Consider the following 25,366-nt stretch of genomic DNA (forward strand, 5'->3'; position numbering starts at 1 on the left):
CCTCTCCGTGTCTAAGCATGGCTCGTATCAGATTCATTTGCTCTATAGTATAACATACTTGGACACATTCTTTTAGGGGAATTCATATATTCTTTCGAAAGTGCAGCCTGCACTAATTTTGTATACATATTTATGCGATAAAATATAGTGGAAACTGAAATGGGCAGGAGGGGGCTCATGAAGCGTTACGAACAGTTGGTACACAGAGAAATAAAGGAGATATGATACAACAGTGATTTCATCAAAGATTCGATTCCCCGTGATTTTCATCGGGATTTTTGTCATCGCAAGCTTGGTGGCGCTCTATGCCGGGACGATCGGGCGTATGGAACGTGCCGATGCGGCAGAGAGTATCAAGCTTTACTGCGATGCGTTCGTGCGGCAGGATGAGGAGGCACAGAAGCAGCTGGAATCCTATGGTGCACCAACCGACTCGTTCAATATGCGGGCGGCGTTCTCGAATGCGATTCAGACTGCCGGCGCGATGCTCACGCCCGAGGAAGCGGCAGAGATCGGTGACGCATATCTTGAGTCCCTGCGTACGGCGACGGTGGAGACGGCCGTCTCGGAGCAGGGCAATGGACTGGCTACCGTTGAGGTCACGGTGACGCGGTTCAATATGCCGGCGGCACGCGAGAAGGCATCCTCCCTCCTGCGTCAGCGGATGAACTTGGGCGGCAGCCCCGAGGAGTTGCGGCGTACGGCGGTGGAGGCGACGGCGGAGGCATATCGCGAATTGGAGCCTGTGGGGACAGTGACGTTCTACGTGCCTGTGCGTTACAATGAGGAGACGCGCATATGGGATCCTGCCGATCCGATGCAGTTCGGTTTTGACCTGTCAAAGCAGACGATGGGGGTGGAGTAAATGGCAGAGGCAGACTGGCAGAAGCTCGATCGGGAGACGGTGGAGGGGAATCCGCGCCGTCCCGAGGGAGAGGCAGGGCGTGCGATGCTCGCGCGTATGAACGAGAGTCATGCGCAGCTCGTGGAGTGGGGACTCGCGCAGATCGACCTGCGTGCAGGGGATACTGTGCTCGATATCGGCTGCGGCGGCGGCAATACGCTCGCGCGCATGGCACAGCGTGTGACCGAGGGACATCTCGTCGGCATTGACTACGCCGAGACCTCGGTGGAGGCATCGCGCGCGTTCAACGCAGGGCTCATCGAGGCGGGCCGCATGGAGATCCTGTACGGCTCGGTGGAGCATCTCCCGTTTGCGGATGGACAGTTTGATGCGGTGGTGACGGTGGAGAGCTTCTATTTCTGGCCATCGCCGGAGGAAAGTCTAAAGGAAGCCGCACGCGTCATACGGCGGGGCGGCACGTTCCTTCTGCTCGCCGAAATCTATGGACGAGACGATTTGCCCGAGGGCATCCGCGCGAAGATCGCAGGCTATGATCTGACGAATCCGACCCCGGAGGAGTTCGAGCGCCTCTTCCGCGCAGCGGGCTTCTCCGATGTCACGATGGACTTTAAGGCTGGAGAGTACTGGATCGCCGTGCGCGGCGTGCGCTGACAAAAAAAGTTGTTGTACGAGGCCGTTTGATCTCATACAACAACTTTTTTAGTGCCGTTATCCCTGCTGTTCCTGTACGAAGCGGATGAACTCGTCGGTCTCCGCCTGTCCGTCCAGCTTTGCTGTATACATATGGTTGCCCATCTGCGGCCACATCATCTCGGGCATGCGCTCGCACATGACGATTTTGCCGGCATATCGGGCGAGAATGTCTTCGTGTGTGTGGACGTAGCGGTGGAAGTCGCGGCGGCTTGCGTATGCACAGTAACAGTGTTCGCTGCGGTCGGGGAGGAGGCGGCGGTTCGCCGTGATCATGTCCGCCCAGATCTCATAGACATCAGTGGAGTGTGCGAAGTTCATCATGTCGGTTGTGTAGCCGCCGGCAGGCCGCATGTTGACCTCGAGTCCGATGAAGTCACCTACGTTTCCGAGCCCCGGCTTTGCCTTTGTGAGGCGGAAGAACTCGAGGTGGACGAAGCGGCTGCGCACATGGAACGCCCGCAGTGTGGCACGTCCCGCCTTTTTCAGCGCGTCGGGCACGATGTCCGTTGTGTAGTAGGAGAGGTCGAGCTGATAGAGGACGATGTCCATGACGGACGGCGGCCAGACGGTCATGGATTCGAAGATGGGGTTGGAGTCTGCATCCACGATGGCATCGTAGGAGCAGATGTCGCCCGTTACGAACTCCTCCATGACGTACGGAACGGTTGGTTTTGAGGCGTAGAAATGCCGCAGCTCGTCGTATGTGTCAATGCGGTAGGTATCTGTCGCGCCGACACCGGTGTCTGGCTTTACGATGACGGGGTAGCCAACCTCGGCGAGGAACTCCTCGCCGGCGGCGAGTGTCGTGACCTTCGTCAGGCGTGCGGTGGGAATGCCCGCCTTCTTGTAAAAGGGTTTCATAGCGGACTTGTTCTTGATGTGATCCATGTCGCCGCTCTGCCAGCCTGTGCGGATGTTGAAGTCCGTGCGAAGACGTGCGTCGCTCGCGAGCCAGTACTCGTTGTTGGATTCAATCCAGTCGATGCGTCCGTATTTGAAGGTAAAAAATGCGACGGCGCGCAGCATCTGATCGTAGTCGGCAAGTGAGGGGACGAAGTAGTATTCGGTCAGCGACTCACGCACCTCATGTGCGAGTTGGTCGTACGGGGTGTCGCCGATGCCGAGGACGTTGACGCCCTTTTTCTTGAGGCGGTCGCAGAAGTTCCAGTAGACACGCGGGAACTGCGGGGATACAAAGATAAAGTTCATACGATCACCTCATTTATGCTTGTTCACGCAGGATAAAAGGGAGGAAATAGACGAACTGTTTCTTCCACCAGTCCCAGTCATGATCGACGTCGTAGCCCCAGAAATCGACCCATGCGCGGATGTCCTTGCTGTAGAGGAGGTCGCCCATGAGCGCCGTTGTACGGCGGCCCTCTTCCTCCCAGCGTCCCTGCCCGACGCACAGGACAATGCGCCGCTGATTGTACAGGTCGATATAGGGATGATCCGTTGGCATATGCGCGAGAAAGTCGAGCGGCGAGTTGTCGTAGAGCGTCTCGTTCATCCAGCCGTCGGTGAAGAATTTTGCATCGTAGACGCCGGAGAGGGAGAGTACACCGTCAAAGAGGTCGGGACGGCGGAAGAAGACAATCGCGGCATGCAGCCCGCCGAGGCTGCACCCTGCGGCGATCGGCAGACGACCGCTCCGATTCTCCTTGTGCAGGAAGGGGAGCACCTCGTCGATAATGTAGCCGTAGTATGCCTCCTGCCGCCGCGCGCGCCATTCCTTATCTCCCCAGATGTTCGACCACGTCTCCGTGTCAACGGTGTCCACGCAGAAGAGCTGGATACGGCCGCGTGCAAGATCATCAGCGACGGCGTCAATCATGCCGAAGTTCTCGAAGTTGTCGCTCATCGCGTCCTGTGTCGGGAAGACGAGGATGGGAACGCCCGCCGATTTTCCATAGATGCGTATATTCATGACGCGGTCGAGACGTGTGCTGTGCCAGTTGATCTCTTTGCAGTTTGTCATAAAAACCTCCCTAGTCTCTGTATGGTTACACTCTAACGAATCCGAGGTGCTTTGTCAAACGGAATGACGATGGGGCGTTATGCTCCCTTTTGGATGGTGGGAACGCGAACAAAGAGGAAGATGAGGTGGATTGTCCATACGGCGGCGAGGAGGATGCGTGCCGGAAGGAAATCGGTAAAGAAGAAGGACAGCCCCATGATCGCTGTTACGGGCAGCAGGATGCGTATTTTTTTCGCAAGTGTCATTCCGTGCCTGCTGTTTTCCATGAGGCGCACGGTCTCACGGTAGAGCCGCGTCGTCCGCAGCCAGCGATCGAGGCGGTGCGAGCTGCGCGTGAAGCAGAACGCGGCGAGCAGGACGAACGGGACGGTCGGCAGCACGGGGAGAAATATGCCGAGAATGCCGAGCCCGAGACTGACGAGTCCCAGCGTCACAAAGAAAATTTTTTTAAGGAGCATCGCTGTTTCCTCTAAAATAAGAATCATTTACCGAAAAGAGAATACCATGCGATGCAGAAAATGGCAACGTAACATTTTGTAGTTTTTTTGATTTGTGCTATAATAGGAAGCGTTTTTTAGGGACGTCTGCTTCATGCAGGCGGTTCAGCTTGGAGAGGAATGAGACGAAAATATGATTCGGATGAAGAATGTCTCAAAGATATATGATAACGGCGTGGTCGCACTCGACCATGTCAGTATCGAGATCGGCAAGGGGGACTTTGTCTTTGTCGTCGGTGTGAGCGGTGCAGGCAAGTCCACATTTATCAAGATGCTCTTTCGTGAGGAGCTGCCGACGGAGGGGGAGCTCTTCGTCAACGGGCATGATGTCGTTAATATGGATGTCATGGATGTTCCATATCTTCGACGTGGGCTCGGCGTGATTTTCCAGGACTATCGTCTGCTCTCGGACAAGACGGTCTATGAGAATGTGGCGTTCGCCATGCGCGTCATTGAGGCACCGCGTCAAATGATTCAGAGGCGTGTGAACGCCGTGCTCGATGTGGTCGGACTGCGCGACAAATACCGCAATTTCCCCTCGCAGCTCTCGGGCGGCGAGCAGCAGCGCGTGGCGATCGCGCGCGCGATTGTGAACGACCCTGCGATCCTGATCGCGGATGAGCCGACGGGTAATCTTGACCCCGAGACAAGCTGGGACATTATGGACATCTTTAAACGAATCAATGCAGCGGGGACGACGATTGTCATGGCAACGCATGACAAGAACATCGTCGATACCATGCAGCGCCGTGTGATCGCCATCGAGGGCGGGCACATTGTGCGTGATGAACTGCGCGGAGGATATGGATATGAAGATTAGAACCGCCGAATACTATGTGCAGGAGGTCTTTCGCTCCTTGCGCCGCAACAACTGGATGACGTTTGCGGCGGTTGGTACGGTTGCGGTTTCGCTCTTTATCCTCGGCGTATTCCTCATCCTCGCACTGAATATGAACCGCGCGGCATCGCTTCTCGAGTCGCAGGTACAGATCAGTGTCTACCTGCAGGACAACCTCGAGGAGGATGCGGAGGAGGAAATCGGGGCAAAGATCCGCGGCCTGCAGGGCATTGAGTCGGTCAAATACGTCGGACGTGAGGAGGCGCGCAAACGCCTGTCGGAGCGCCTGGGCGAGCAGAAATATCTGCTCGATGCGCTCGGTGACAAGAACCCGCTGCCGAACGCTTATGAGGTGACGGTGCGTCAGCCGGACATGGTGGAGACGGCGGCGAAGCAGATCGAGCGCATGGACGGTGTGGAGTCGGCGAAATACGGGCAGGATGTCGTGGAACATCTCTTTGACATCACGCGGCTCATACGCATCTTTGGCGTGCTGCTCATCCTCCTGCTCGGAGGTGCAACGGTTTTCATCATCGCGAATACGATTCGTCTGACGGTGTTCGCGCGGCGGCGTGAGATTGCGATCATGAAATACGTTGGTGCGACAGATGAGTTCATTCGCTGGCCGTTTGTGCTCGAGGGCATTGTGCTCGGCTGCATCGGCGGTATGATCTCCGCGTTTGTTCTGCGCAGCTTCTATGCGGGCGTGGTGAACAAGGTGTACGATACCCTTGCCTTTTTCCCGCTGATCCCGCAGTCTCCGTTCATGACCTATGTGGGCATTGTCATCGTCCTGCTCGGCATGGCGATCGGTGCCGCAGGTGCATGGATATCGCTGAAGCGCTTCCTGAAGGTGTAACAGTCCTATGAAACAAGTGATGAAAAAGACGCTCGCGGCGGCGCTTGCTGCTGCCTTCCTTACAACAGGGCAGGGCATGGCGGCGACCCTCGAAGAGGAGCGCGACAGCTACGACGCACAGGTCGAGGAACTCGGGCGGCAGAGTGATGAGCTCGCGGGCAAGATCGACTCGCTCTCCGAGCAGAAACGCATCCTCGACGAGGCTGCGGATGAGGCGATTGCCGAGCATAAAGCACGGCGTGCCGAACTCAACGCGACACTAGAACGTCTGGAGGAGAACGAGGAGAAGCTCGAGGTCGCCGAGCGCGACTACGATCGCAAGAGCGATGCCCTCGGGAAGCGTGTGCGTGATATCTACATCAACGGGCAGATCTCCTATGTGGATGTGCTCTTTGGTGCGAAGGATTTCTCGGATTTCCTGACGCGTATGGATCTCCTCAAACGCGTCATCAAGCAGGACTATGATCTCGTCCATGCAGTGCTGACCCAGCGCAATGCGATGCTCGCGCTGAAGGAAGAGCTTGAGAAGGACAGGGCGGCGCAGGAACCTCTCGAAAAGAAGGCGCGTGAGGCACGTCTCGCGATGGAGGAGAAGGTTGAGGCGCAGCAGGCACTCATCGAGCAGATGAAGTACGACAAGGCGACGATCGACCGCAAGCAGGATGAGTCTCGCGCGGCATCGGAGCGCATTACGAGGATGCTGCAGCGCAGCAGCATGCGCAACCTGCCCGTGCAGGGATCGGGAGCAATGATCTGGCCGCTTGCAGGCTCGATCACCTCGGATTTCGGCTGGCGCACACACCCCATCACGGGGGCCCAGCGCTTCCACAGCGGCATTGACATCGGCGGCGACTACGGTGATCCGATCTACGCCGCACAGGCGGGAACGGTCGAATACGCGGGGTGGATTTCGGGCTATGGCAACGCCGTTATCATCAACCACGGCGGCGGCATCTCGACTCTGTACGGACACTGTCAGTCGCTCGATGTGAGCACGGGGCAGAGTGTTGCGCAGGGCGAGCTGATCGCCGAGTGCGGTTCCACGGGCAACTCCACAGGTCCGCACTGCCATTTTGAGGTGCGCGTCAACGGCGAGCCGGTCAACCCGCTTGCCTATCTATAATTAAGCGAAAGAGGATATGAACAGAAAAAAACTCATTTCCATTGTCATTCTGTCCGCGCTGCTGGGGAGCATGATGACCGTCTTTGCAGCGGGGGCACTCCTGCGTTCGGCGGGACTGTATGCAGATGATGTCCTGCGCTTCTTCGGCGTGATGAAATTCATTCAGGCGCGCTATGTGAACGCGCCGAATACGACGGCACTCATTGACGGTGCGATTGACGGCATGGTCTCCGCACTCGATGATCCGCACTCCGTCTATATGCCGCCGTCGATGTTCAAGGAACTGCGCCAGCACACAGAGGGCTCGTTCGGCGGAATCGGTGTGACGATGGGGTTTAAGGACAATATCGTCAAGATCATCTCCGTCCTCGAGGGTACACCCGGCGAGGCGGCAGGGCTGCGTGCGGGCGATGAGATCCTCGCCGTGGACGGTACGCCGACGAGCGAGCTGCAGAATGAGGAGGTTGCTCTGCGGATTCGCGGCGAGGCGGGTACGCAGGTCGTTCTGCGCATCCTGCGGGGCGGTGAGGAGAAGGAGTACACGATCACGCGCGACATCATACAGGTTGCGTCCGTGCGCGGTGTGCTCGTCGAGGGTACGACCATCGGCTACATCCGCATTGGCTCGTTTGCTGAGCATACGGGCGAGGAGTTCTCTGCGGAGATGAACCGCCTTGCGGACGAGGGGATGACCTCCCTCATCATCGACCTGCGTGAGAATCCGGGGGGGCTCATCACAAGCTGCGTCGCCGTTGCCGAGCAGGTTGTTCCCGCCGGCGTGATTGTCTCTGTGATCGACCGCGATGGCAGCGAGGAGGTCTATCGCTCCTCCCTCGACGAGCGGAAATACCCGATCGCTGTGCTCATCGACGAGAACAGCGCGAGCGCCTCGGAGATTCTCGCGGGGGCACTGCAGGATACGGGTGCGGGAACGGTCATCGGCACAACCTCGTACGGCAAAGGATCGGTTCAGGCGGTTCTGCCGCTCTTTCACGAGGACGGGCTGAAGCTCACGATTGCAAAGTACGTGACACCGAGCGGACGCTCCATCGACGGTACGGGCATCACGCCTGATATCATCGTTGAGCGCAGCCCGCAGGACACAAGCGATGTGCAGTTCGAGGCGGCGAAGCAGTATCTCATAGAGCATCCGAGCCTCTAATTGAAAAATAACAGCACTCTAATAAGGACATAGCGCCCCTGCGTTAGCATGGGCGCTATGTTATATGGACTAATTTCCTAATCGAGGTGGACTTTATGTATCATAAGGGACGCAAGCGGCGTGCGTTTGCGGCACTCGCTCTGAGTACGGCTCTTTTCCTTCCGCTGCAAGCGGATGCGATGAGCCTTACGCTTGCGGAGGCAATCCAGACGGCACTTGCCGCGAATACGGGGCTGCGCGTCACGCGGGCGGGCGAGCAGTCTGCCGATGCCGCACTGAAACAGGCACGCGGCAGGAACAGCATCGCAGCGGAGGCGTCTGACACACTGCGTACGAGCAAGACGCGGGACGAGGATGCACAGGCGAGCAATACGCTCGCGCTTTCGGCGCGTCTGCCGCTCTACAGCGGAGGTGCGAACGAGGCAAATATCGCAGCGAGCGAACTCGGTGCACGTGCGGCACGTCTCACGACCGAGCGTGCGCGTGAAGATCTGAAGTACGAGGTGACTGCCGCCTACTGGGATGCCGTGGAGGCAGGCAAAAAGATCGAGGTGCAGCGGGACACTGTGAACAAATACGACGCGCACCTAAAGAATGTCACTGCTCTCTACGAGGCGGGGGCACAGGCAAAGATCGATGTGCTGCGCTCCTCCGTGGAGTTGTCGAATGCGCGGCAGGAACTCACCCGTGCGGAGAACACCTACGCGGTGAGCCTTGCAGCGCTGCGAAATCTGCTGAATATCAGCCGTACGGAGCCGCTGACACTCACGAGCGAGGTTGCGTATCAGCCATTTGAAACATCGGTGGAGAACTGTATTTCATACGCGAACCGCAGCCGCATCGATCTTGCAGAGGAGCGGATGAAGGTGCAGCAGAAGGAGCTTGCTGTCGAAAGTGCACGGGCAGGGAAGAAGCCCACCGTCAGTCTCACCCTCGGCACAGGCCTTACGAGCCAGTTTCGGCCGCGTCATGATACGAACGCGGACGTATCTGCCTCCGTCGGCGTCAGCTGGAACATCTTTGACAGCGGCGTTACGCGCGCGGCGATTGAGGCGGCAGAGGCAGAGCGTGACATTGCCCTGCTGACGCTGAAAAAGACGGAGGAGACCATTGACCTGAACCTCCGCAAGGCATATCTCAACATGCGCGAGGCGGAGCAGCGGTTTACCTCGACGGGAGATGCGGTGCGTCAGGCACGCGAGGACTATCACATTGCGAATGAACGCTATCGCGCGGGCGAGGGCATCCTGCTCGACATCATCGACGCGCAGACGGCGCTCAGTGCGGCGGAGACGAACGCGATCAGTGCACGCTATGACTATGCACGCTGCCGCGCACAGGTTGAGAATATCATGGGGACAGAGCTGACGGACAGTGAACGCGCGGCGGCGGAGGGGCTTCCCGCCGTGACCGCTGAGGAGCGCGCGTCAGCAAAGGCGGCATACACTGAGGGCGGTACGGATGCTGCAGCGAAGAAGGTGAAGTAAATGAAACGTGGCAAAATTATCGGCATCGGTGCACTGGCGGCGGTGCTGGTCGCGGGCGGCGTGTATTGGTATATGGAGTCGAGTGCGGCGGAAAAGACGGCACAGGCCGTCGAGACGGTTGCCGTGCAGCGCATGGACATCAAGTCGACCGTCGAGGCGACAGGGACGATCCGCCCTGTGGACTCCGTGGAGGTCAGCTCCAAGATCACAGCACGCATCAATTCCGTCCTCGTCAAGGAGAATGATGTCGTTACGGCAGGGCAGGTGGTTGCGACGCTCGACGGCAAGGACTACGAGGCGAAACGTGACCAGGCGCAGTACCGCGTGACGAATACGCGTGCGAAGTACAACCGCATGAGCTATCTCGAAAGCATTGGCGCGAAGTCCAAATCCGACCTCGAAGATGCAGAGTACAACTACGATACGGCGCAGTCGACGCTCGAGGAAGCAAACTCAGATGCGAACGAGACAATCATCACCGCACCGATCTCGGGCGTTGTTGTGGGCGAACCGAAGACGGCAGGGACGATGGCGGTCCAGGGCTCAGACAATCCAACCGTCATCATGCGCATCGCCGACCTATCGAAGAAGCAGATCAAGGCGAAGGTGGATGAGACGGACATCGGCAACATCCGCATCGGGCAGGAGGCGACGTTTACCGTCGATGCCTTTACGGACAAGAAATTTACGGCACGCGTCTCTAAGATCTCGCAGACCGACGTGACAAACAGCTGGGATACCAGTTCGTCCGCCTCGTCCTCCTCATCGGGGACGAGCGTCATCTACTACTATGTGACCCTCGATGTGGACGATCCCGAGAATCTGCTCCTGCCGGCGATGACGGCACGCGTCGTCATCAACACGGCAGATCGAAACGATGCGCTCGTCGTACCGCTCTCCACGCTCAAGACGGACGCAGCAGGATCGTATGTTCTCGTCCTGCAGGAGGATGGCACGCAGGAGACGCGCTATGTTGAGACGGGCATCTACAGTGACGAGTATGTCGAGATCCTCAGCGGTCTTTCTGAGGGTGAGCGCGTCGTCAGCACCTATACGGCAAAGATCGTCCCGATGAGTATGCAGGCGGGCGGCCCGCCGCCGTTCTGATACGGGGGGATTTCGATGGAACAAAAAGAAGTGCCCTCGACCATCCGTCTGCACGGTATCCGCAAGCTCTACCGCATCGGCGGAGAGACCCTTGCCGCACTCGACGGCATCGACCTCGAGATTCGGCGCGGTGAGTTTGCCGCTCTCATGGGGCCGTCAGGTTCCGGCAAATCGACGCTTATGAACATCCTCGGCTGTCTCGACCGTCCGAGCGCGGGCTCGTATCTGCTCGACGGCGCGGAGGTCGCGGGACTCAGTGATGATGCTCTTGCCGCGACGCGCAACAAGAAGATCGGATTTGTCTTTCAGAACTTCAATCTGCTTCCGCGCATCTCAGCGCTCGACAACGTCGCTCTGCCGCTCGTCTATGCGGGCGTTGGGCGGCACGAACGTACGGAGCGGGCGCAGGAAATGCTCGCTGCTGTGGGGCTCTCTGACCGTGGGGCGCATCTGCCGAACGAGCTTTCGGGCGGACAGCGGCAGCGCGTCGCGATTGCCCGCGCCCTTGTGAACGATCCGCACATCATCATGGCGGACGAGCCGACGGGCAATCTTGACACGAAGTCCACGAAGGAGATCATGGAGATCTTTGAGCGGATGCATGAGAAGGGGCACACGATCATCCTTGTCACGCATGAGCCGGAGATTGCCGTGCGTGCGAGCCGTCAGCTCCTCGTGCGCGACGGCAGGATCACGCGTGATGAGGGGAAGGGAGTGGCGATGGATGTTGTTTAAGGAATGCTTCGGCATGGCGGTGAACGCCCTGCTCGCGAACAAGCTCCGCTCCCTACTCACTATGCTCGGCATCATCATTGGCGTGGGCGCAGTCATTGCCATGGTCTCCATCGGAATGGGCGTGCGTACGAGCGTCGCCGACTCCTTTGCGAGCCTCGGCTCGAATATGCTCATCGTCATGCCCGGCTCTGCGAACACGGGCGGTGTACGAGGCAAGGCGGGCTCACGCAAGTCTCTGAAATACGATGATGCCAAGGCGATTGAGAGCAAGATCAAAGGGATTGACTACGTATCCCCTTCGGTCTCCGGCGCCTATCAGGTCGTGAACGGGAATCTCAACTGGAATACGACGGTGGAGGGCGTTACGCCGGAGCTGATGCAGATCCGCTCACTCAAGGTCGAAAACGGGTCGTTTATCACTGCAAACGATATGGCAAAGCGCAGCCGTGTCGCCGTGATCGGTCCGACTGTCGCCTCGAATCTCTTTGGTACGGAGAACCCCATCGGCAAGAACATCCGCATCCACAATCAGCCGTTTAAGGTCATCGGACTGACGGCGGAGAAGGGGCAGTCCATCGGGCAGGATCAGGACGACGTGATCTACATCCCAATCACGACAGCACAGGAGCGTATGCTTGCCATTACATACGTCCAAGCCATCAACATACAGGTATCGAGTCCCGATCGGATGAATCAGGTGCAGGCAGACGTTGAGAATCTGCTGCGTCAGCGGCACCACATTCGTCACGGGGCAGAGGACGATTTCACCGTTCGCAACATGACCAGTCTCATGGAGAGCTTTACGGAGAACACGAATATGATTACGCTGCTTCTCGGATCGATCGCGGGCATCTCGCTGCTCGTCGGCGGCATCGGCATCATGAACATCATGATGGTCTCCGTCACCGAGCGCACGCGCGAGATCGGCATCCGAAAGGCGCTCGGCGCGACCTCCTCCAACGTGCTCATGCAGTTCATGATCGAGTCCATGGTTATCGGCATCGTCGGCGGCGTGATCGGCATCACGCTCGGCGTTTCCCTCTCCAAAGCAATCGGTTCGTTTGGCGGGCTTACCACCACCATCGAGCTCCTGCCGGTCCTTGTCTCGTTTTCCTTTGCCGTCGGGATCGGTCTTTTCTTCGGCATCTACCCCGCACGCAAGGCTGCGCGGCTGGATCCCATCGACGCGCTCAGGTATGAGTGAGAATCCTCAACGAACGCAAAAAGCCCGCAGCGGAGAATTTCCGTTGCGGGCTTTCTCTTGTATTTATTTATTGATAATCAGCGCCATAAAGACGAGATCCTCGGTCTCGGAGGCGTTGGCAATGGCGTGTACCTCGCCGTCGCCGCAGAACGTCGTCGTGCCGGGGCCGATCTCGATCTCCGAGCCGTTGTCGTTATAGTGCGCACGGCCTGAGAGAATGTGATAGGTCTCCGTATTGCCCTCGTGCTTGTGCACGCCCATCGATGCGTGGGGCGGGATCGTCACGCGCGCGTACATCGCACATTTGCCGTCGAGCTCGGTCGGACTGAGCAGCTTCTGAATGTGGATCGTACCGTTTCCGCCAAAACGCTTCTCGGCATCAATGTGCTCGGATTCGATGATTGCCATGAAATGATCTCTCCTTTGTAATTCGACACAGATTCTGATAGAATGGAGAAGCGAAGAACACGGCAAGACGTGTCTCGCTATATATTCTAAATATTCGCGGTGGAGGCGTATTTTCCTTTTTTATGATCTATATTTTGAAATTCGGTGCGGCGTGGATTCTGCCGCCGGGGATCTTTATTCTCGCGATGATCGGGATTGCTGTCTATCTTTGGAAAAAACGACACCAACATCGTGCGGCGGGGCTGCTCGCCGTACTTTCGCTTGCGCTCTATCTGCTCTCCATCGGTGCCGTCTCCGATCGGCTGATGGGAAGCCTTGAGCAGACGTATGAAGTGCCGGCGCATCCCGAGGGGGATGTGATCGTCATGCTTGGCGGTGGGGCGATCGCGGATGTGCAGGATGTGGACGGCGTGGGGATGCTCGCGCAGAGCCCATCCTCGCGGCTTCTCACAACGCTGCGGCTTCACCGGCTCTACAACCTGCCGATCCTCCTCTCGGGCGGGCAGGTGTTCAGCGATACGGGCTCGGAGGCGGAGATCGCGCGGCGCGTACTACTCTCTCTTGGTGTACCGAGCGAAATGATCTATGTGGAGGGGCGCAGTCTAACGACGGGGCAAAATGCGCGCTACTCGGCGGAAATTCTGCGCCGTGAGAGGTTCACGCATCCGATTCTCGTGACCTCGGCGTTCCATCTGCCGCGTGCTGTGCTCAACTTCGAGAAGGCGGGCTGCGAAGTTACGCCATATCCCGCAGATTTTTGGGTGAGCGGTGATCCCCAACTCTACCTCGTCAAATTTGCGCCGAATGCAAGTGCACTTCTCACAAATACGGTTTATCTTCAAGAAAAACTGCGCATTTTCGTGACGAGGTATCTGGAATGACAAAGAATATGACGGAGGGTGAGCCCGCACGGCTCATCTTCTTTTTCGCATTGCCGCTTGTTGCGGGCAATATGATGCAGCAGCTCTATGCCTTTATTGATACGCTCATTGTCGGACGTTTCCTTGGGGTCAATGCGCTCGCGGCGGTCGGCTGCACAGGCAGCCTCATGTTTTTGACGCTGGGCTTCATCATGGGGTTCTGTACGGGGGTCACGATCTACACGGGGCAGCGCTTCGGCGCGGGTGACCATGCGGGGGTGCGCCAGAGTGCAGCGACGTGTATCCTGCTCGGCGTGGCGGTGGCACTCACACTGACGGCGATTGTCCTGCCGCTGACACGGACGCTGCTCGTCTTGATGGAGACACCGCTCGAGATTTTGGACGGAGCGTATGACTTCATTTCGATTGTCTTTGCAGGGCTTGTGATCTTCCTCCTGCTCTATCTGCAAAACTGCCTGATTCGCGCGCTCGGTGACAGCAAGACGCCAACCGTCCTTCTTGCCGTTACGCTTGCGATCAATGTCGTACTCGAGCCGGTTGCGATCCTCGTGTTCGGCTGGGGCATCCCGGGCGCGGCACTTGCGACAGTTTTCTCGCAGGGGATCGGCGCGTTTCTCTTCTGGATCTATATACGGCGGCGTGTACCTGTTCTGCATACGCGCTGGTCGGACTGGCAGCCGAATACCTCCGTTCTTATGGCGCATCTGCGCATGGGGCTGCCGATGGCATTTCAGTCTTCCGTCATCGCCATTGGTGCGATCATCGTGCAAGTCGCGCTGAACAACCTCGGTGCACTGCCCGTTGCGGCATATGCAGCGACGCAGAAGATCGACGCCGTCGCGGTCATGCCAATGCTCTCGTTCGGCTATGCAATGGCGGCGTACACGGCGCAGAACTACGGCGCACAGAAGTATGAGCGCATCCGCATGGGGGTGCATGCGTGCCTCAAAATGTCGATGGCGTTCGCCGTCGGCATCGGCGTCCTCCTGATCGCGTTCGGCACATTCTTCCTGGAGCTCTTCGTCGGTGCCGATGCAGCGGGTGCGGAGGAGGTCATCGCCTATGGGCACACCTATCTCGTTGTCACTGGCTCGACCTATACCATCCTCGCGCTCCTGCTTGTCTACCGCAACGTATTGCAGGGGCTTGGACAGAGTGTCATTCCAACCATTGCGGGCGTGATGGAGCTCATCATGCGTGCGGTTGCAGCCATCTTTCTCTGCAGTTCACTCGGTTTTCTCGGCGCGTGCATGGCATATCCCCTCGCATGGATCGGTGCAGCAATTCCCGTCGTACTTGCCTATTTTTGGACGGAGAAGACGCTGCGGCGTGCGGCACAATGAAGTAAGTCACAAATCGAAAAAGCACAGAAAATTACTTTCCTGTGCTTTCAGGTCCAACTTTTTGGGGACACTACATTTCCATAGATGCTCTTTTCTTGCGAAAAATCTCAAAGCATGTTCCTGAGGAACTCCCGTGTCCGTTCTTCTTTCGGTGCACTAAAAAATGTCTGCGGCTCTCCCTGCTCGACGATTACGCCGTTCTCCATAAAGATGACATTGGTTGCCGCTTCGCGGGCAAATGCCATTTCGTGTGTGACGACGATCATGGTCATGCGCTCGGCGGCAAGCGCCCGCATGGTGCGGAGCACCTCGCCCGTGAGCTCGGGGTCGAGCGCGGAGGTCGGCTCATCAAACAGCATGATGTCGGGCTTCATAGCAAGTGCCCGCGCGATGGCGACGCGCTGCTGCTGCCCGCCGGAGAGCTGGCTCGGGTAGTAGTTCTCACGGTCGGAGAGTCCAACCTTGGCGAGGAGTTCGCGCGCGTAGGGCAGAATCTCGTCCTTCTTCATACCCTTGACATGACAGGGCGCTTCGATGAGGTTTTCAATGACAGTCATGTGGGGGAAGAGGTTGAACTGTTGAAAAACCATGCCCGTGGACATGAGGATGCGCCGCACGTCGGCAGTGCTTGCGTAGGTCGCTGTGGTTTCGCCGTCCTTCGTCCAGCAGAGTTTTTCTCCATGAATTGTGATGTCCCCGCGGTCAATCGTCTCAAGCTTGTTGATGCAGCGCAGGAGGGTGGATTTGCCCGAGCCGGACGAGCCGATGATGGCGAGCACATTGCCGCGCGCAAGGCTGAGGTCGATGCCGCGCAGGACACCGAGCGTACCAAAGGCTTTATGAATGCCGCGCATGGAGAGCATGATTTCGTTAGCTGTCGTATCTGCCATAGTGTGCCTCCAATTTCTTGAATCCCCATGTGAGCACAGCGGTCATTGCGAGGTAGAAAATCCCTGCGATGAGGAAGGGGGTCATGTCGAACTCGCGCTGAACGATGGTGCGTGCAACGCGCAGGAGGTCGTTCATGGCGAGGATGTAGACGAGCGAGGTGTCCTTGACGAGGTTGATGGTTTCATTGCTGACGGGGGGCAGGGTGATGCGCAGCACCTGCGGCAGGACGATGCGCCGCATGGTGAGCGGCGCACTCATGCCGAGTACACGTGCCGCCTCGAATTGTCCGCGCGGCACAGCTTGTATGCCGGAGCGGAAGATCTCCGCGAAGTAGGCGGCATAGTTGAGGACGAAGGCGAGCAGTGCCGCCGCAATGTCGGGCAGCATGATACCGACCATGGGCAGGGCAAAATAAACGAAGAGCAGCTGCAGCATCAGCGGTGTGCCGCGCATGATCCAGATATAGATTTCGAGCAGTCGGCTGAGCAGACGAAACCGCGAGAGCCGTCCGAGTGCAGCAAAGAGACCGAGCGGGAGGGAGAGTGCGAGCGTGACACAGAAAATCTCGAGGGTGACGGTCGAGCCCTCGAGCATGAGCAGTATCGTATCCAGTGTTTTATCCATTCAATTCATCCTAGCAGGCAAAAAGAAGCTGCCGCACTCCGCAGCAGCCTCCTCTGTCATATCTTTATTTCGTGATATCTTTTGTAAACCACTCGGTTGAGATCTTCGCCATCGTACCGTCCTTCTTCATCTCGTCGAGCACCTTCTGCACCTCATCGCGCAGTGCCGTGTTGTCTTTGGCGAATGCAATGCCGAATTCGCTCGTGGGACCGACCACCACGTCGAGCGCTGCGAGCTCCTCGGGGTGCTTGCTCATGTAGTAGCGGCCGACGATTTCATCGCCGATGACCGCATCGAGACGACCGTTCTCGAGATCCATGAACGCCGCAACATAGTCGGGGTACTTCTTGACCTCCTTGACATCGTTTTTGTAGAATGGGGTCGCGTCGATGTACTCCTCCGCCGTACCTGCACTCTGCGTGCCGACGGTCTTGCCCGCAAGACTCTTTTCATCCGTGATGGAGGCATTGCCCTTCTTCACAAAGATGATCTGGCGATTGTCCATATAGGGATTGGAGAAGAGCATATTCTCTTTGCGCTTGTCGGTGATGTCGAGCCCGTTCCAGAGGATCTGGACACGGCCGCTTTTAAGCTCCGCCTCTTTGCTCGACCAGTCGATCGCCTTGAACTCCACCTCGCGTCCGAGGCGCTTTGCCGCCTCCTTCGCGAGATCCACGTCAAAGCCGACAATCTCGTTTTTCTCGTTCTTGAAGCCCATCGGCGGGAAGTTGTCGTCAAGACCGACGATGATTTTTCCCATCTCTGCCGCATTGTCCGTCGAGGCGACCTTCTTCTCACCGCCGCCGCAGCCCGTGAGCAGTGCTGCCGACAACGCAAATGCCGCTGCGCCCTTAAGGATATTTTTCCAGTTCATCTTCACAACTCTCCTTGCTGTCGCTTTAATAAGATAAAGTACTAACGTAAGTTATTATACGGTATAGATTAAAATAAAGTCAAGTTTTATTTTATGGAAGCAGGGTTTTTTTCATAAAGGTCGAATTATCTATAGGTACAATAGTTTCGTGCATTATATAGAACATAATCGAGGGAGGGCTTATCTTGCGTGCAATATCCGTGGATGATCTTGAAAATGGAATGATACTTGCGCGAACGATCGTCAATGCCAAGCGTGTGGTTGTTGTGTCGGAGAATACGGAGCTGACGGCAGCACATATCACGCGCCTCAAGTTTCTGAAGGTTCCCGTTGTCTATATCAAGGACGAGACGGAGCTGAAGGAGGAACGATCTCCGATTTTCTCGCGCAGCAATCTCTTTATCAAGCAGTATGAGAATGTGGTTGGTACTGCGAAATCCATCTTCGAGGAGACGAAGAAAACGGGGGCTGTGCCCGTTGCCGAGACGAACGAGATGGTGCAGGCGGATCTGCTGCCGCTCTCGCGCCGCAGCGGAACGATCGACTATCTGAATGAGATCAATCATCTGGCGAGTGACATCTACAATCACTCGCTGCGCGTTTCGATTCTCGCAGGGGTCTTTGCCAAGTGGATGCAGCTGGATCGTGAGATCGCGAAGGATGTTGTGCTCGCGGGGTTTCTGCACGATATCGGCAAGTCGAAATTCGATCAGCGTCTGCTCGAAAAGAATGTCGAGACGCTGAAGGGTGAGGACTATGAGCAGTATATTCAGCATACGGTGGACGGCGCACAGATTCTCAACAACATTGCAGGTCTGACGGAGGGCGTACGCCTTGCTGCACTCCAGCATCACGAGCGGATGGATGGGAGCGGCTTTCCGTTTAATATCAAAGGGGACGATATTCATCTCTATGCGCGCATCGTTGCTGTCGCTGATCTCTATGATAATATCACGGTCGAGCGTGAGGGCTATCCGCGCCGTACGCCGTTCGACGCGGTGGCAGAGATCGCACGCCAGATGTATACGGCGCTTGACCCAGAGGTCTGTATTCCCGTGCTGACGAACATCAAGAATGCATTCCTCGGCTCGCGTGTGCTCCTCAGCAACCACCGCGAGGGTACGATCTCGGCGTATCCGCACGGCGTTGTGCCGCTTCCGATTGTTTCGCTCGGTGACGACGAGGTGATCGATCTCAACGAGAACAAGAAGGTCTCGATCGTGGAGTACAACCCGAAATAACATGGTATGCAAAAAGCCCGTCGGAATTGTTCCGACGGGCTTTTTGCATGGTCAGCTGACTCTTTGGAGCATATTGTACCATTCAAGCGCTGTATCGTAGTTGGCCTTCAGGTGATCGGGTGCAATGTTCAGGTGCTTTGCGCGGGTAAGAACCGCGTCCCAGTCGCCCTGTTCATAGGCGATGACAAGATCGAGCACACGGCGCAGTTCATTGTCATCGCCAAGGAGTGCCGCGTTGAGATCGTCTGCGAGTGCCACCTCTTTGAGAACTTCATCCATGGGCAGACTCAGGAGAACATCGAGCAAGGAGAATATTCCGACAAGGAAGCCTGTGTCCGGTGTAAGTTTCTTAGATTTGAGCTCACAGACAATGAGCTCACAGAATTTTGCACGCAGGAGTGAGAGCGTGAAGAGTTCGGACGGTTTGTCCTCGGAGATGGTCTGGAGGCTGATGAGGGTGACCCAGCGCCGCACGCCGGTTGCCCCAAGCAGGAGCGTTGCCTGTTTCAGATTGGATACGTGATTGCTGAGTCCAATGCCTGCGGAGTTGATGAAGGTGAGCAGCTTATGGACGAGGTTCGTATCCGACGAGATGACTTTGGTGACAGCGGTGAAGTCAACATCCGGTCGATTGACCTCCTTCAGGAGCCGCATGCGCGAGAGCGCGTTGCCCGAGAGTTTTCTCTGGTGCAGAACGGTTGGCTTGCAGAAGAAATAGCCCTGAAAGAAGACGTATCCAAAGTCTACTGCCTGTTGGAATTCCTCCTCGGTTTCGATCTTTTCCGCAAGCAGACGGACGTGACTCGGCAGTATCTCACGCATCTTTTTGCGCTCTTTGGGAGAGTCCGTGATGCGGAAATCCACCTTGATGATGTCAGCCATCTCGATGAGCGGCTCGTAGCCGGGGCTGAGGACGAAATCGTCGAGCGCGATCTTGTAGCCTGCCTCCTTGAGTTCCCGCACCACTTCCAAGATCTCCGGCGTTGCCTGTACGGTCTCCAGAATCTCCACAACGACACTTTCGTTCGGGAGGAGTTTCGGGGCACGGTTCAGCAGGTTTTGCTCGGTGAAGTTGATGAATGCCTTACGGTCTGAGACGAGTTTTTTCATGCCAAAGTCGAGCATGGCACCGACCATGACGCTCTGCGTCGCGACATTGCCGTCGAGGTTTGGATCAAATGCGTTCTGGAAGCCGCTGCGGAAGAGAATTTCATATGCGTATACCTTCTTCTGCTGATCCAAGATGGCTTGTCGTCCGATGAATACTTCTTCCATAGGGGAACCTTTCTTTATCTGTCAATCTATTGTCAGGATATTCTTCGCGGTAAATTGTCTGAAGAATATAATTTTGGCATCTTATATGCGTACTATTATAGCATAAATCCTGCGAAAAAGAAATGAAAAAGACAGTGGATGATGTTATAATAAGAGAAATAAAAATGGAAGTGATTGTTCTTGCTGAATGATATTCAAATCGGGCGTTATTTGCCCGGAGATTCGTTTCTGCATCGCATGGATCCGCGCGTGAAGATGGTTCTGCTCTTTTTCTTTCTGCTTCTGATCTTCTTTGTCGAGAATGCAGCAGGTTTTGCAGTGCTCGCGGTGAGCGTCGCACTTTTGATGATCTTTTCCAACGTGCCGCTCGGGATGCAGCTGCGTTCGATCCGCCCGATCCTATGGATTGTCCTCTTTACGTTTGGCGTGCATCTCTTTATGACACCGGGGGAGGAGGTGTTCCGTGCGGGCCCTTTTGCGGCAACATGGGAGGGGATTGCGCGCGGTGCGTACATCGGGCTGCGCCTCGTGCTGCTCATTCTCCTCAGTACGCTGCTGACGCTTACAACGAGCCCCCTGCGCCTGACGGACGGACTGGAGGCACTGCTCTCTCCGCTGCGGCGCTTCCATGTGCCGGTGCATGAACTCTCGATGATGATGACGATTGCCCTGCGCTTTGTGCCGACGCTGCTTGAGGAGCTCGACCGCATTATGAAGGCGCAGAAGGCACGCGGCGCGGACTTTGAGCGCGGGAACATCGTGCAGCGTCTGCGTGCGATTGTGCCCGTGCTTGTACCGCTCTTCCTCTCGGCATTCCGCCGTGCAGATGAGCTTGCGTTGGCGATGGAGGCACGCTGCTATCGCGGCGGCGAGGGGCGGACACAGATGAAGGAGCTGCGCACAGGGCGGCTTGACTATGCGGCGATTGCGGTCTTTCTCGTCGGCGCGGCGGGGATCTGCGCTGTGAGTTTCGGAGGGCTGAGCATTGCGCCCTGAGAGCGTGGAGATGATGAAGGCGCGTGCGCGCAATATCGTGCTGAAAGTTTCCTACGATGGGACGCATTATCACGGCTTTCAGCGGCAGACACCGCCCGTCGCTGCCGTACAGAATGTGCTCGAGCGTGCACTCGCGAAGGTCTGCGGAGAGATGGTGGAGCTTGCTGCCGCAGGACGTACGGACGCGGGTGTGCACGCCTATGGGCAAGTAGTCAACTTCTTTACGGACGGGCGCATTCCGACCGAACGTCTGCCGCGTGCGGTGAATGGTCTCTTGCCGTCCGATATTGTCGTTACAGAGGCGTGGGAGGCGGGACGGGACTTCAGCGCGCGTCACGCAGCGACGGGCAAGGCGTATGTCTACCGGCTGGAGCAGTGCACAGTACCGAATCCCTTTACGCGCAATTATGTGTGGCAGATTTTTCATCTGCTCGATCTGGGGGCAATGCGCACAGCACTTGCCATGCTTGTCGGGACGCACGACTATTCGTCCTTTCGTGCGGCGGGCGGCGCGCCGATGTCACCCGTGCGTACGCTCGATGAGATCCGATTGGATGAGGAGGGGGCGGGGCGTCTTTCGTGCTATCTGCATGGGAATGGATTTCTCTACCATATGGTGCGCAACATCATGAGTACGGTGGTAAACGTTGGGCTTGGCCGCATCTCGGTGGAGCGCTTTGGCGCCATCTTTGCAGCGCGTGACCGGCGGCTTGCAAGTCCGACAGCTCCGGCAGGCGGACTATATCTTCTCTCTGTGGACTATGCAAAGGAGTCCGGCGACGGATCTGCAGCGCCTTCATAATGGCCTGTGTGCGGTATGGCGAAAGGAGCGGTTGGTATGGAGCTGGAGGAGGCGCAGCGCCTGATTGCCGAGGCTGTTCGTGAGATGCGGCGAGCTGCACCGGAGGAGGGTACGCGCGGCAGCCGCGTACTGACCCTTGTCAATGCCGTCTTGGATACGGCGCTTGCGGAGGAGGCGACGGATATCCACCTTGAGCCGATGGACGGCAGACTTCGCATTCGTCTGCGTGTGGACGGTCTTTTACAGGAGCGTCCGATCCAGTTCCCGTCGGAACTCGCGCCCGTCATCATTGCGCGGCTGAAGGTGATGGCAGGAATCGACACGTCGAAACGCAACCGCCCGCAGGACGGTCAGATTCGGTATGTTTACGGCGGCCGCACGATTGATATGCGCGTTGCGGTTCTGCCTGTGGTGGATGGGGAGCGCATGGTTGTGCGCATCATGGACGCGCGCGAGCGCTTCCTCAGCTGTACGGAGCTTGGCTTCACTGCGCGCAATCAGGAGCTTTTCGAGCGTCTGATTCACCGCCCGACGGGGCTGCTCCTCCTGTGCGGACCGATGAACTCGGGGAAGACGACGACGCTCTACGCCGCACTCTCGGCACTGAACGAGCCGAGCTGTCACATCATGACACTTGAGGATCCCGTGGAACGACGCATCGAGGGGATTAGCCAGTTTCAGGTGAATCCGGAGGCGGGGCTGACCTTTGTCACGGGACTGCGCGCAGCACTGCGTCAGGATGCACAGAAGATATTGCTCGGTGAGATCCGCGATCGGGAGACCGCGGAGATGGCAGTGCGGATTGCACTCACAGGGCACGCCCTCTTTTCTACACTCCATACGGAAGATACGGTCTCGGCGATCTTTCGCATGATCGAGATGGGGGTGCCTCCCTATCTGCTCGCGGCGACACTCTCAGGTGTGATCGCACAGCGTCTTGTGCGGCGCGTGTGCGATCACTGCTGCGAGTCGTATGCGGTTTCTGCCGACTCGCACGAGGCAATGCAGCTGGGGGCGATGTATCACGAGGAACTGCGGCTTGTGCGCGGGCGCGGCTGCCCGCACTGTCATGGAAGCGGCTATCGCGGGCGCATGGCAATCCATGAGGTACTGCCCGTAACGGAGCGGATTCGAGCGGAGATTCTCGAAACCCATGATAAGGCGGCGCTTCGATGTGCGGCAGAGGCGGATGGGGTGGAGACACTGTGGCAGGACGGTGTGGCAAAGGTGCTTGCAGGAAAGACGACACTCGCGGAGGTGGGGAGGGCATTCTATGGATGAGAGAGCGGCATGGGAGGATGTCCTCCGCCGTATGATTGCTGCGGAGGCATCTGATCTGCACATCGCACCCGCTCAGCGCATCCAGATGCGTGTGGACGGTGTACTCGTACCGGAGAATTTTGTGCCGTGTGCGGCGTTTGTCGAGCACCTGTTGGAAATGATGCTGAATGCAGAACAGCCTGCGGCGCTTGCTGCGCAGGATATTGATTTCGCGTGGGGCTGTGCGGGGCGGCGTTTTCGCGGAAATGCCTACCGCATGAAGGATGGCTTCGGCCTTGCACTGCGGCTTCTGCCTGCACGGATTCCAACGCCGGAGGAGATCGGACTGCCTGCTGGTCTGCGTGCACTCGCCGAGGTGCAGAGCGGACTCGCACTCGTCTGCGGTGCAACGGGTGCAGGAAAGACGACGACGCTTGCCGCGCTGATCGAGGTTATCAATCAAACACGAAGCGTGCATATCATTACGCTTGAGGATCCTGTCGAATATCTATTTTCACCCGCGCGTTCCTTTCTCAGTCAGCGTGAGGCGGGGCGCGATTTTTCTGCGTTTCCAGGCGCCGTGCGGAGTGCGCTGCGTGAGGATCCAGACATCCTGCTCATCGGGGAGATCCGCGACCGCGCGACGATGGAGGCGGCGCTGATGGCGGCAGCGACGGGCATACTCGTACTCGGTACGCTCCACACGCGGAGTGCAGCAGAGACACCGCTGCGTGTGGAGGGGATGTTTTCGCCGGATGTGCGCGATGCCGTGCGTATGCAGTTCGCCGATGTCTTGACGGGAATCTTTGCCCAGCGGCTCCTGCCCAAGAAGGGCGGCGGACGCGTCGCAGCATTCGAAGTGCTTGTGACAACGCCTGCTGTGCGCAACATTCTGCGGCAGGGCAGCTACAGCCAGCTTGCCTCTGTGATGATGAGCGGGGCAGCACAGGGAATGCAGACGGCAGATATGGCAGAGACGGTGCTGCGGACGAATGGTACGATCGTATGAAGATGTTTTCGTATCGTGCGCGCACGACAGACGGAGCAAAGCTGTGCGGGACGATTGCCGCGGAGTCGGCACCTGTTGCTGTGCGCACACTTGCGGCGGAGGGGAAGACCGTTCTTCACATACGCGAGCAGCGAACGTTTTCCCTGGCGCTTCCACTGTGGCTGCGCGGCAGGATCGCGGCGGAGGAGCGAATTGCGTTCCTGCACGAACTCGCGGCACTCCTCGGAGCAGGACTGCCCATTCATGAGGCGCTGGCGCATCTGCGTGCGGGTACAGATGAAAGCTCCGCTTACGGGCAGCTGATCGTGGTGATTCACGCAGAGGTTCTGCGCGGTCTGCCGCTCTCACAAGCGATGGAGATGCACGCGGAGGCATTCCCTCCGAGTCTGGTTGGGATGGTGCGGGCAGGGGAGGAGAGCGGGCGGCTCGATGTCATATTGCATGAGGCGGCTGCTGTTCTCACCGAGGCCCATGTCCTGCGTGAATCGCTGCGCGGCGCGCTCGCCTATCCGCTCTTCCTGCTTGCGGCGACGATCTTTTCGCTTCTCCTCGTGACCACATTCATTCTGCCCGTCTTTGCTGCGCTCCTGCGCGATCTGGGGACCGAACTGCCCGTGCCGACGCAGCTGCTGCTTACGCTGTCTGATGGAGCTGCAGCGCATCCGTATCTGCTGCCTGTGACGGCGGCGGGGATTTTTCTTGCTGCGGTGCTTGCACTGCGTGTGCCGTCTCTGCGCCTCCTTGCGGATGGATGTTTTCTGCGCCTTCCCGTCCTAGGAACATTTCTGCGGTTTGCTGCGTGGCAGATGATTCTGCGTACACTTGCAATTCTGCTGCACAGCGGGATTCGTTTGGACCGTGGCGTGGATCTGGTGCGCTCCGTGACGGGGAACCGTGCGCTTGCACATCGCCTTGCACGGATGGAGCAGAGTCTTGTGGAGGGACGTACATTCGCGCAGGTGATTGCACACGAGCCCTACCTGCCCGCGCTGCTGCGCGGCATGCTTGCCGCAGGTGAGGCAGCAGGCGATCTGGAACGGCTCCTGCAGCATGCGGCAGACTACTGCAGACGCAGGGCTGATGTATATGCTGCGCGGATCGAGGCACTTGCCGAGCCGACAGCGATCGTCTTGGTCGCGTTTGTCATTTTCTTTGTCGTTCTCTCCGTGCTCCTGCCGATCTTCGATACGATGGATGCCCTTGTGTAGACATGA

At 57.7% G+C, this 25,366-nt stretch carries 26 protein-coding genes; 18 read left to right on the forward strand and 8 right to left on the reverse strand.

The window, feature by feature from the left end; all coding sequences use genetic code 11:
• Positions 1 to 232 precede the first annotated feature (232 nt).
• Both BCS37_RS03485 and BCS37_RS03490 read left to right on the forward strand, forming a co-directional pair.
• Entirely contained in the window at positions 233 to 865 is a 633-nt protein-coding gene (locus tag BCS37_RS03485; RefSeq protein ID WP_069180180.1) for a hypothetical protein, read from the forward strand.
• Positions 866 to 1,516 (forward strand): class I SAM-dependent methyltransferase, encoded by a 651-nt coding sequence (locus BCS37_RS03490; RefSeq protein ID WP_069180181.1) that lies wholly within the window; start codon positions 866 to 868, stop codon positions 1,514 to 1,516.
• 57 nt (positions 1,517 to 1,573) lie between these two features.
• Here the strand turns inward: BCS37_RS03490 and BCS37_RS03495 are convergent, their stop codons facing one another.
• From BCS37_RS03495 to BCS37_RS03505, 3 genes are all read right to left on the reverse strand, one after another.
• Positions 1,574 to 2,767 (reverse strand): ATP-grasp domain-containing protein, encoded by a 1,194-nt coding sequence (locus BCS37_RS03495; RefSeq protein ID WP_069180182.1) that lies wholly within the window; start codon positions 2,765 to 2,767, stop codon positions 1,574 to 1,576.
• Positions 2,768 to 2,780: 13 nt separating this feature from the next.
• Entirely contained in the window at positions 2,781 to 3,536 is a 756-nt protein-coding gene (locus BCS37_RS03500; RefSeq protein WP_069180183.1) for an esterase family protein, read from the reverse strand.
• 77 nt (positions 3,537 to 3,613) lie between these two features.
• Positions 3,614 to 3,994 carry a YbaN family protein gene (locus tag BCS37_RS03505; protein WP_069180184.1) on the reverse strand — a complete coding sequence of 127 codons (381 nt, stop codon included), beginning with the start codon at positions 3,992 to 3,994 and terminating at the stop codon, positions 3,614 to 3,616.
• Positions 3,995 to 4,166: 172 nt separating this feature from the next.
• On the opposite strand from BCS37_RS03505, the gene ftsE reads away from it, so the two are divergent.
• The 8 genes from ftsE (at position 4,167) to BCS37_RS03545 (ending at position 12,548) form a co-directional block, all read left to right on the forward strand.
• Entirely contained in the window at positions 4,167 to 4,853 is a 687-nt protein-coding gene (gene ftsE / locus BCS37_RS03510) for a cell division ATP-binding protein FtsE (RefSeq protein WP_069180185.1), read from the forward strand.
• Positions 4,843 to 5,730, forward strand: a complete 888-nt coding sequence (ftsX, locus tag BCS37_RS03515) for a permease-like cell division protein FtsX (protein WP_069180186.1) — start codon at positions 4,843 to 4,845, stop codon at positions 5,728 to 5,730. The genes ftsE and ftsX overlap by 11 nt, the downstream gene beginning before the upstream one ends.
• A gap of 7 nt (positions 5,731 to 5,737) precedes the next feature.
• Complete coding sequence (locus tag BCS37_RS03520; protein ID WP_069180187.1) at positions 5,738 to 6,853, forward strand: murein hydrolase activator EnvC family protein; 1,116 nt, start codon at positions 5,738 to 5,740, stop codon at positions 6,851 to 6,853.
• A 16-nt stretch (positions 6,854 to 6,869) separates the two neighbouring features.
• Positions 6,870 to 8,015, forward strand: a complete 1,146-nt coding sequence (locus BCS37_RS03525) for a S41 family peptidase (RefSeq protein WP_069180188.1) — start codon at positions 6,870 to 6,872, stop codon at positions 8,013 to 8,015.
• A 95-nt stretch (positions 8,016 to 8,110) separates the two neighbouring features.
• Positions 8,111 to 9,502 carry a TolC family protein gene (locus BCS37_RS03530; protein WP_069180189.1) on the forward strand — a complete coding sequence of 464 codons (1,392 nt, stop codon included), beginning with the start codon at positions 8,111 to 8,113 and terminating at the stop codon, positions 9,500 to 9,502.
• Entirely contained in the window at positions 9,503 to 10,609 is a 1,107-nt protein-coding gene (locus BCS37_RS03535) for an efflux RND transporter periplasmic adaptor subunit (protein ID WP_069180190.1), read from the forward strand.
• A gap of 15 nt (positions 10,610 to 10,624) precedes the next feature.
• Complete coding sequence (locus tag BCS37_RS03540; protein ID WP_069180191.1) at positions 10,625 to 11,344, forward strand: ABC transporter ATP-binding protein; 720 nt, start codon at positions 10,625 to 10,627, stop codon at positions 11,342 to 11,344.
• On the forward strand, positions 11,334 to 12,548 hold the full coding sequence (locus BCS37_RS03545) for an ABC transporter permease (RefSeq protein ID WP_069180192.1): 1,215 nt from the start codon (positions 11,334 to 11,336) through the stop codon (positions 12,546 to 12,548). The genes BCS37_RS03540 and BCS37_RS03545 overlap by 11 nt, the downstream gene beginning before the upstream one ends.
• Before the next feature lie 63 nt (positions 12,549 to 12,611).
• On the opposite strand, the gene BCS37_RS03550 is transcribed toward BCS37_RS03545, so the two are convergent.
• Positions 12,612 to 12,956, reverse strand: coding sequence for a cupin domain-containing protein (locus BCS37_RS03550; RefSeq protein WP_069180193.1), 345 nt, complete (start codon positions 12,954 to 12,956; stop codon positions 12,612 to 12,614).
• Between the two features lie 122 nt (positions 12,957 to 13,078).
• Between BCS37_RS03550 and BCS37_RS03555 the strand changes: the two genes are divergently transcribed.
• Positions 13,079 to 13,837 (forward strand): YdcF family protein, encoded by a 759-nt coding sequence (locus tag BCS37_RS03555; RefSeq protein WP_069180194.1) that lies wholly within the window; start codon positions 13,079 to 13,081, stop codon positions 13,835 to 13,837.
• Positions 13,834 to 15,180: an MATE family efflux transporter gene (locus BCS37_RS03560; protein WP_069180195.1), complete on the forward strand. Its 1,347-nt coding sequence runs from the start codon at positions 13,834 to 13,836 to the stop codon at positions 15,178 to 15,180. The genes BCS37_RS03555 and BCS37_RS03560 overlap by 4 nt, the downstream gene beginning before the upstream one ends.
• Positions 15,181 to 15,287: 107 nt before the next feature.
• Here BCS37_RS03560 and BCS37_RS03565 read toward each other — a convergent pair whose 3' ends face one another.
• The 3 genes from BCS37_RS03565 to BCS37_RS03575 all read right to left on the reverse strand — a co-directional run bounded on the left by BCS37_RS03565 (position 15,288) and on the right by BCS37_RS03575 (position 17,569).
• Positions 15,288 to 16,070, reverse strand: coding sequence for an amino acid ABC transporter ATP-binding protein (locus BCS37_RS03565; protein WP_069180196.1), 783 nt, complete (start codon positions 16,068 to 16,070; stop codon positions 15,288 to 15,290).
• Positions 16,051 to 16,695 (reverse strand): amino acid ABC transporter permease, encoded by a 645-nt coding sequence (locus BCS37_RS03570; protein WP_069180197.1) that lies wholly within the window; start codon positions 16,693 to 16,695, stop codon positions 16,051 to 16,053. Before BCS37_RS03570 ends, BCS37_RS03565 begins: the two co-directional genes overlap by 20 nt.
• Positions 16,696 to 16,759: 64 nt before the next feature.
• Positions 16,760 to 17,569 carry an amino acid ABC transporter substrate-binding protein gene (locus BCS37_RS03575; protein WP_069180198.1) on the reverse strand — a complete coding sequence of 270 codons (810 nt, stop codon included), beginning with the start codon at positions 17,567 to 17,569 and terminating at the stop codon, positions 16,760 to 16,762.
• A gap of 221 nt (positions 17,570 to 17,790) precedes the next feature.
• On the opposite strand from BCS37_RS03575, the gene BCS37_RS03580 reads away from it, so the two are divergent.
• Positions 17,791 to 18,810, forward strand: a complete 1,020-nt coding sequence (locus BCS37_RS03580; RefSeq protein ID WP_069181532.1) for an HD-GYP domain-containing protein — start codon at positions 17,791 to 17,793, stop codon at positions 18,808 to 18,810.
• 51 nt (positions 18,811 to 18,861) lie between these two features.
• On the opposite strand, the gene BCS37_RS03585 is transcribed toward BCS37_RS03580, so the two are convergent.
• Complete coding sequence (locus BCS37_RS03585) at positions 18,862 to 20,085, reverse strand: EAL and HDOD domain-containing protein (RefSeq protein ID WP_069180199.1); 1,224 nt, start codon at positions 20,083 to 20,085, stop codon at positions 18,862 to 18,864.
• A gap of 180 nt (positions 20,086 to 20,265) precedes the next feature.
• Between BCS37_RS03585 and BCS37_RS03590 the strand changes: the two genes are divergently transcribed.
• The 5 genes from BCS37_RS03590 to BCS37_RS03610 are packed head-to-tail and all read left to right on the forward strand — an operon-like array spanning position 20,266 to position 25,360.
• A complete protein-coding gene (locus BCS37_RS03590; protein ID WP_069180200.1) occupies positions 20,266 to 21,081 on the forward strand; it encodes an energy-coupling factor transporter transmembrane component T family protein in 816 nt (271 codons plus the stop codon).
• 13 nt (positions 21,082 to 21,094) lie between these two features.
• Positions 21,095 to 21,883 (forward strand): tRNA pseudouridine(38-40) synthase TruA, encoded by a 789-nt coding sequence (gene truA, locus BCS37_RS03595; RefSeq protein WP_069181533.1) that lies wholly within the window; start codon positions 21,095 to 21,097, stop codon positions 21,881 to 21,883.
• 36 nt (positions 21,884 to 21,919) lie between these two features.
• Positions 21,920 to 23,164 carry a GspE/PulE family protein gene (locus BCS37_RS03600; protein ID WP_069180201.1) on the forward strand — a complete coding sequence of 415 codons (1,245 nt, stop codon included), beginning with the start codon at positions 21,920 to 21,922 and terminating at the stop codon, positions 23,162 to 23,164.
• Positions 23,157 to 24,152, forward strand: coding sequence for a type IV pilus twitching motility protein PilT (locus BCS37_RS03605; RefSeq protein WP_069180202.1), 996 nt, complete (start codon positions 23,157 to 23,159; stop codon positions 24,150 to 24,152). The genes BCS37_RS03600 and BCS37_RS03605 overlap by 8 nt, the downstream gene beginning before the upstream one ends.
• Positions 24,149 to 25,360: a type II secretion system F family protein gene (locus BCS37_RS03610; RefSeq protein WP_069180203.1), complete on the forward strand. Its 1,212-nt coding sequence runs from the start codon at positions 24,149 to 24,151 to the stop codon at positions 25,358 to 25,360. The genes BCS37_RS03605 and BCS37_RS03610 overlap by 4 nt, the downstream gene beginning before the upstream one ends.
• The last annotated feature ends 6 nt before the right edge of the window (positions 25,361 to 25,366 follow it).

This window comes from Selenomonas sp. oral taxon 920, assembly GCF_001717585.1.
GTDB lineage: Bacteria > Bacillota > Negativicutes > Selenomonadales > Selenomonadaceae > Centipeda.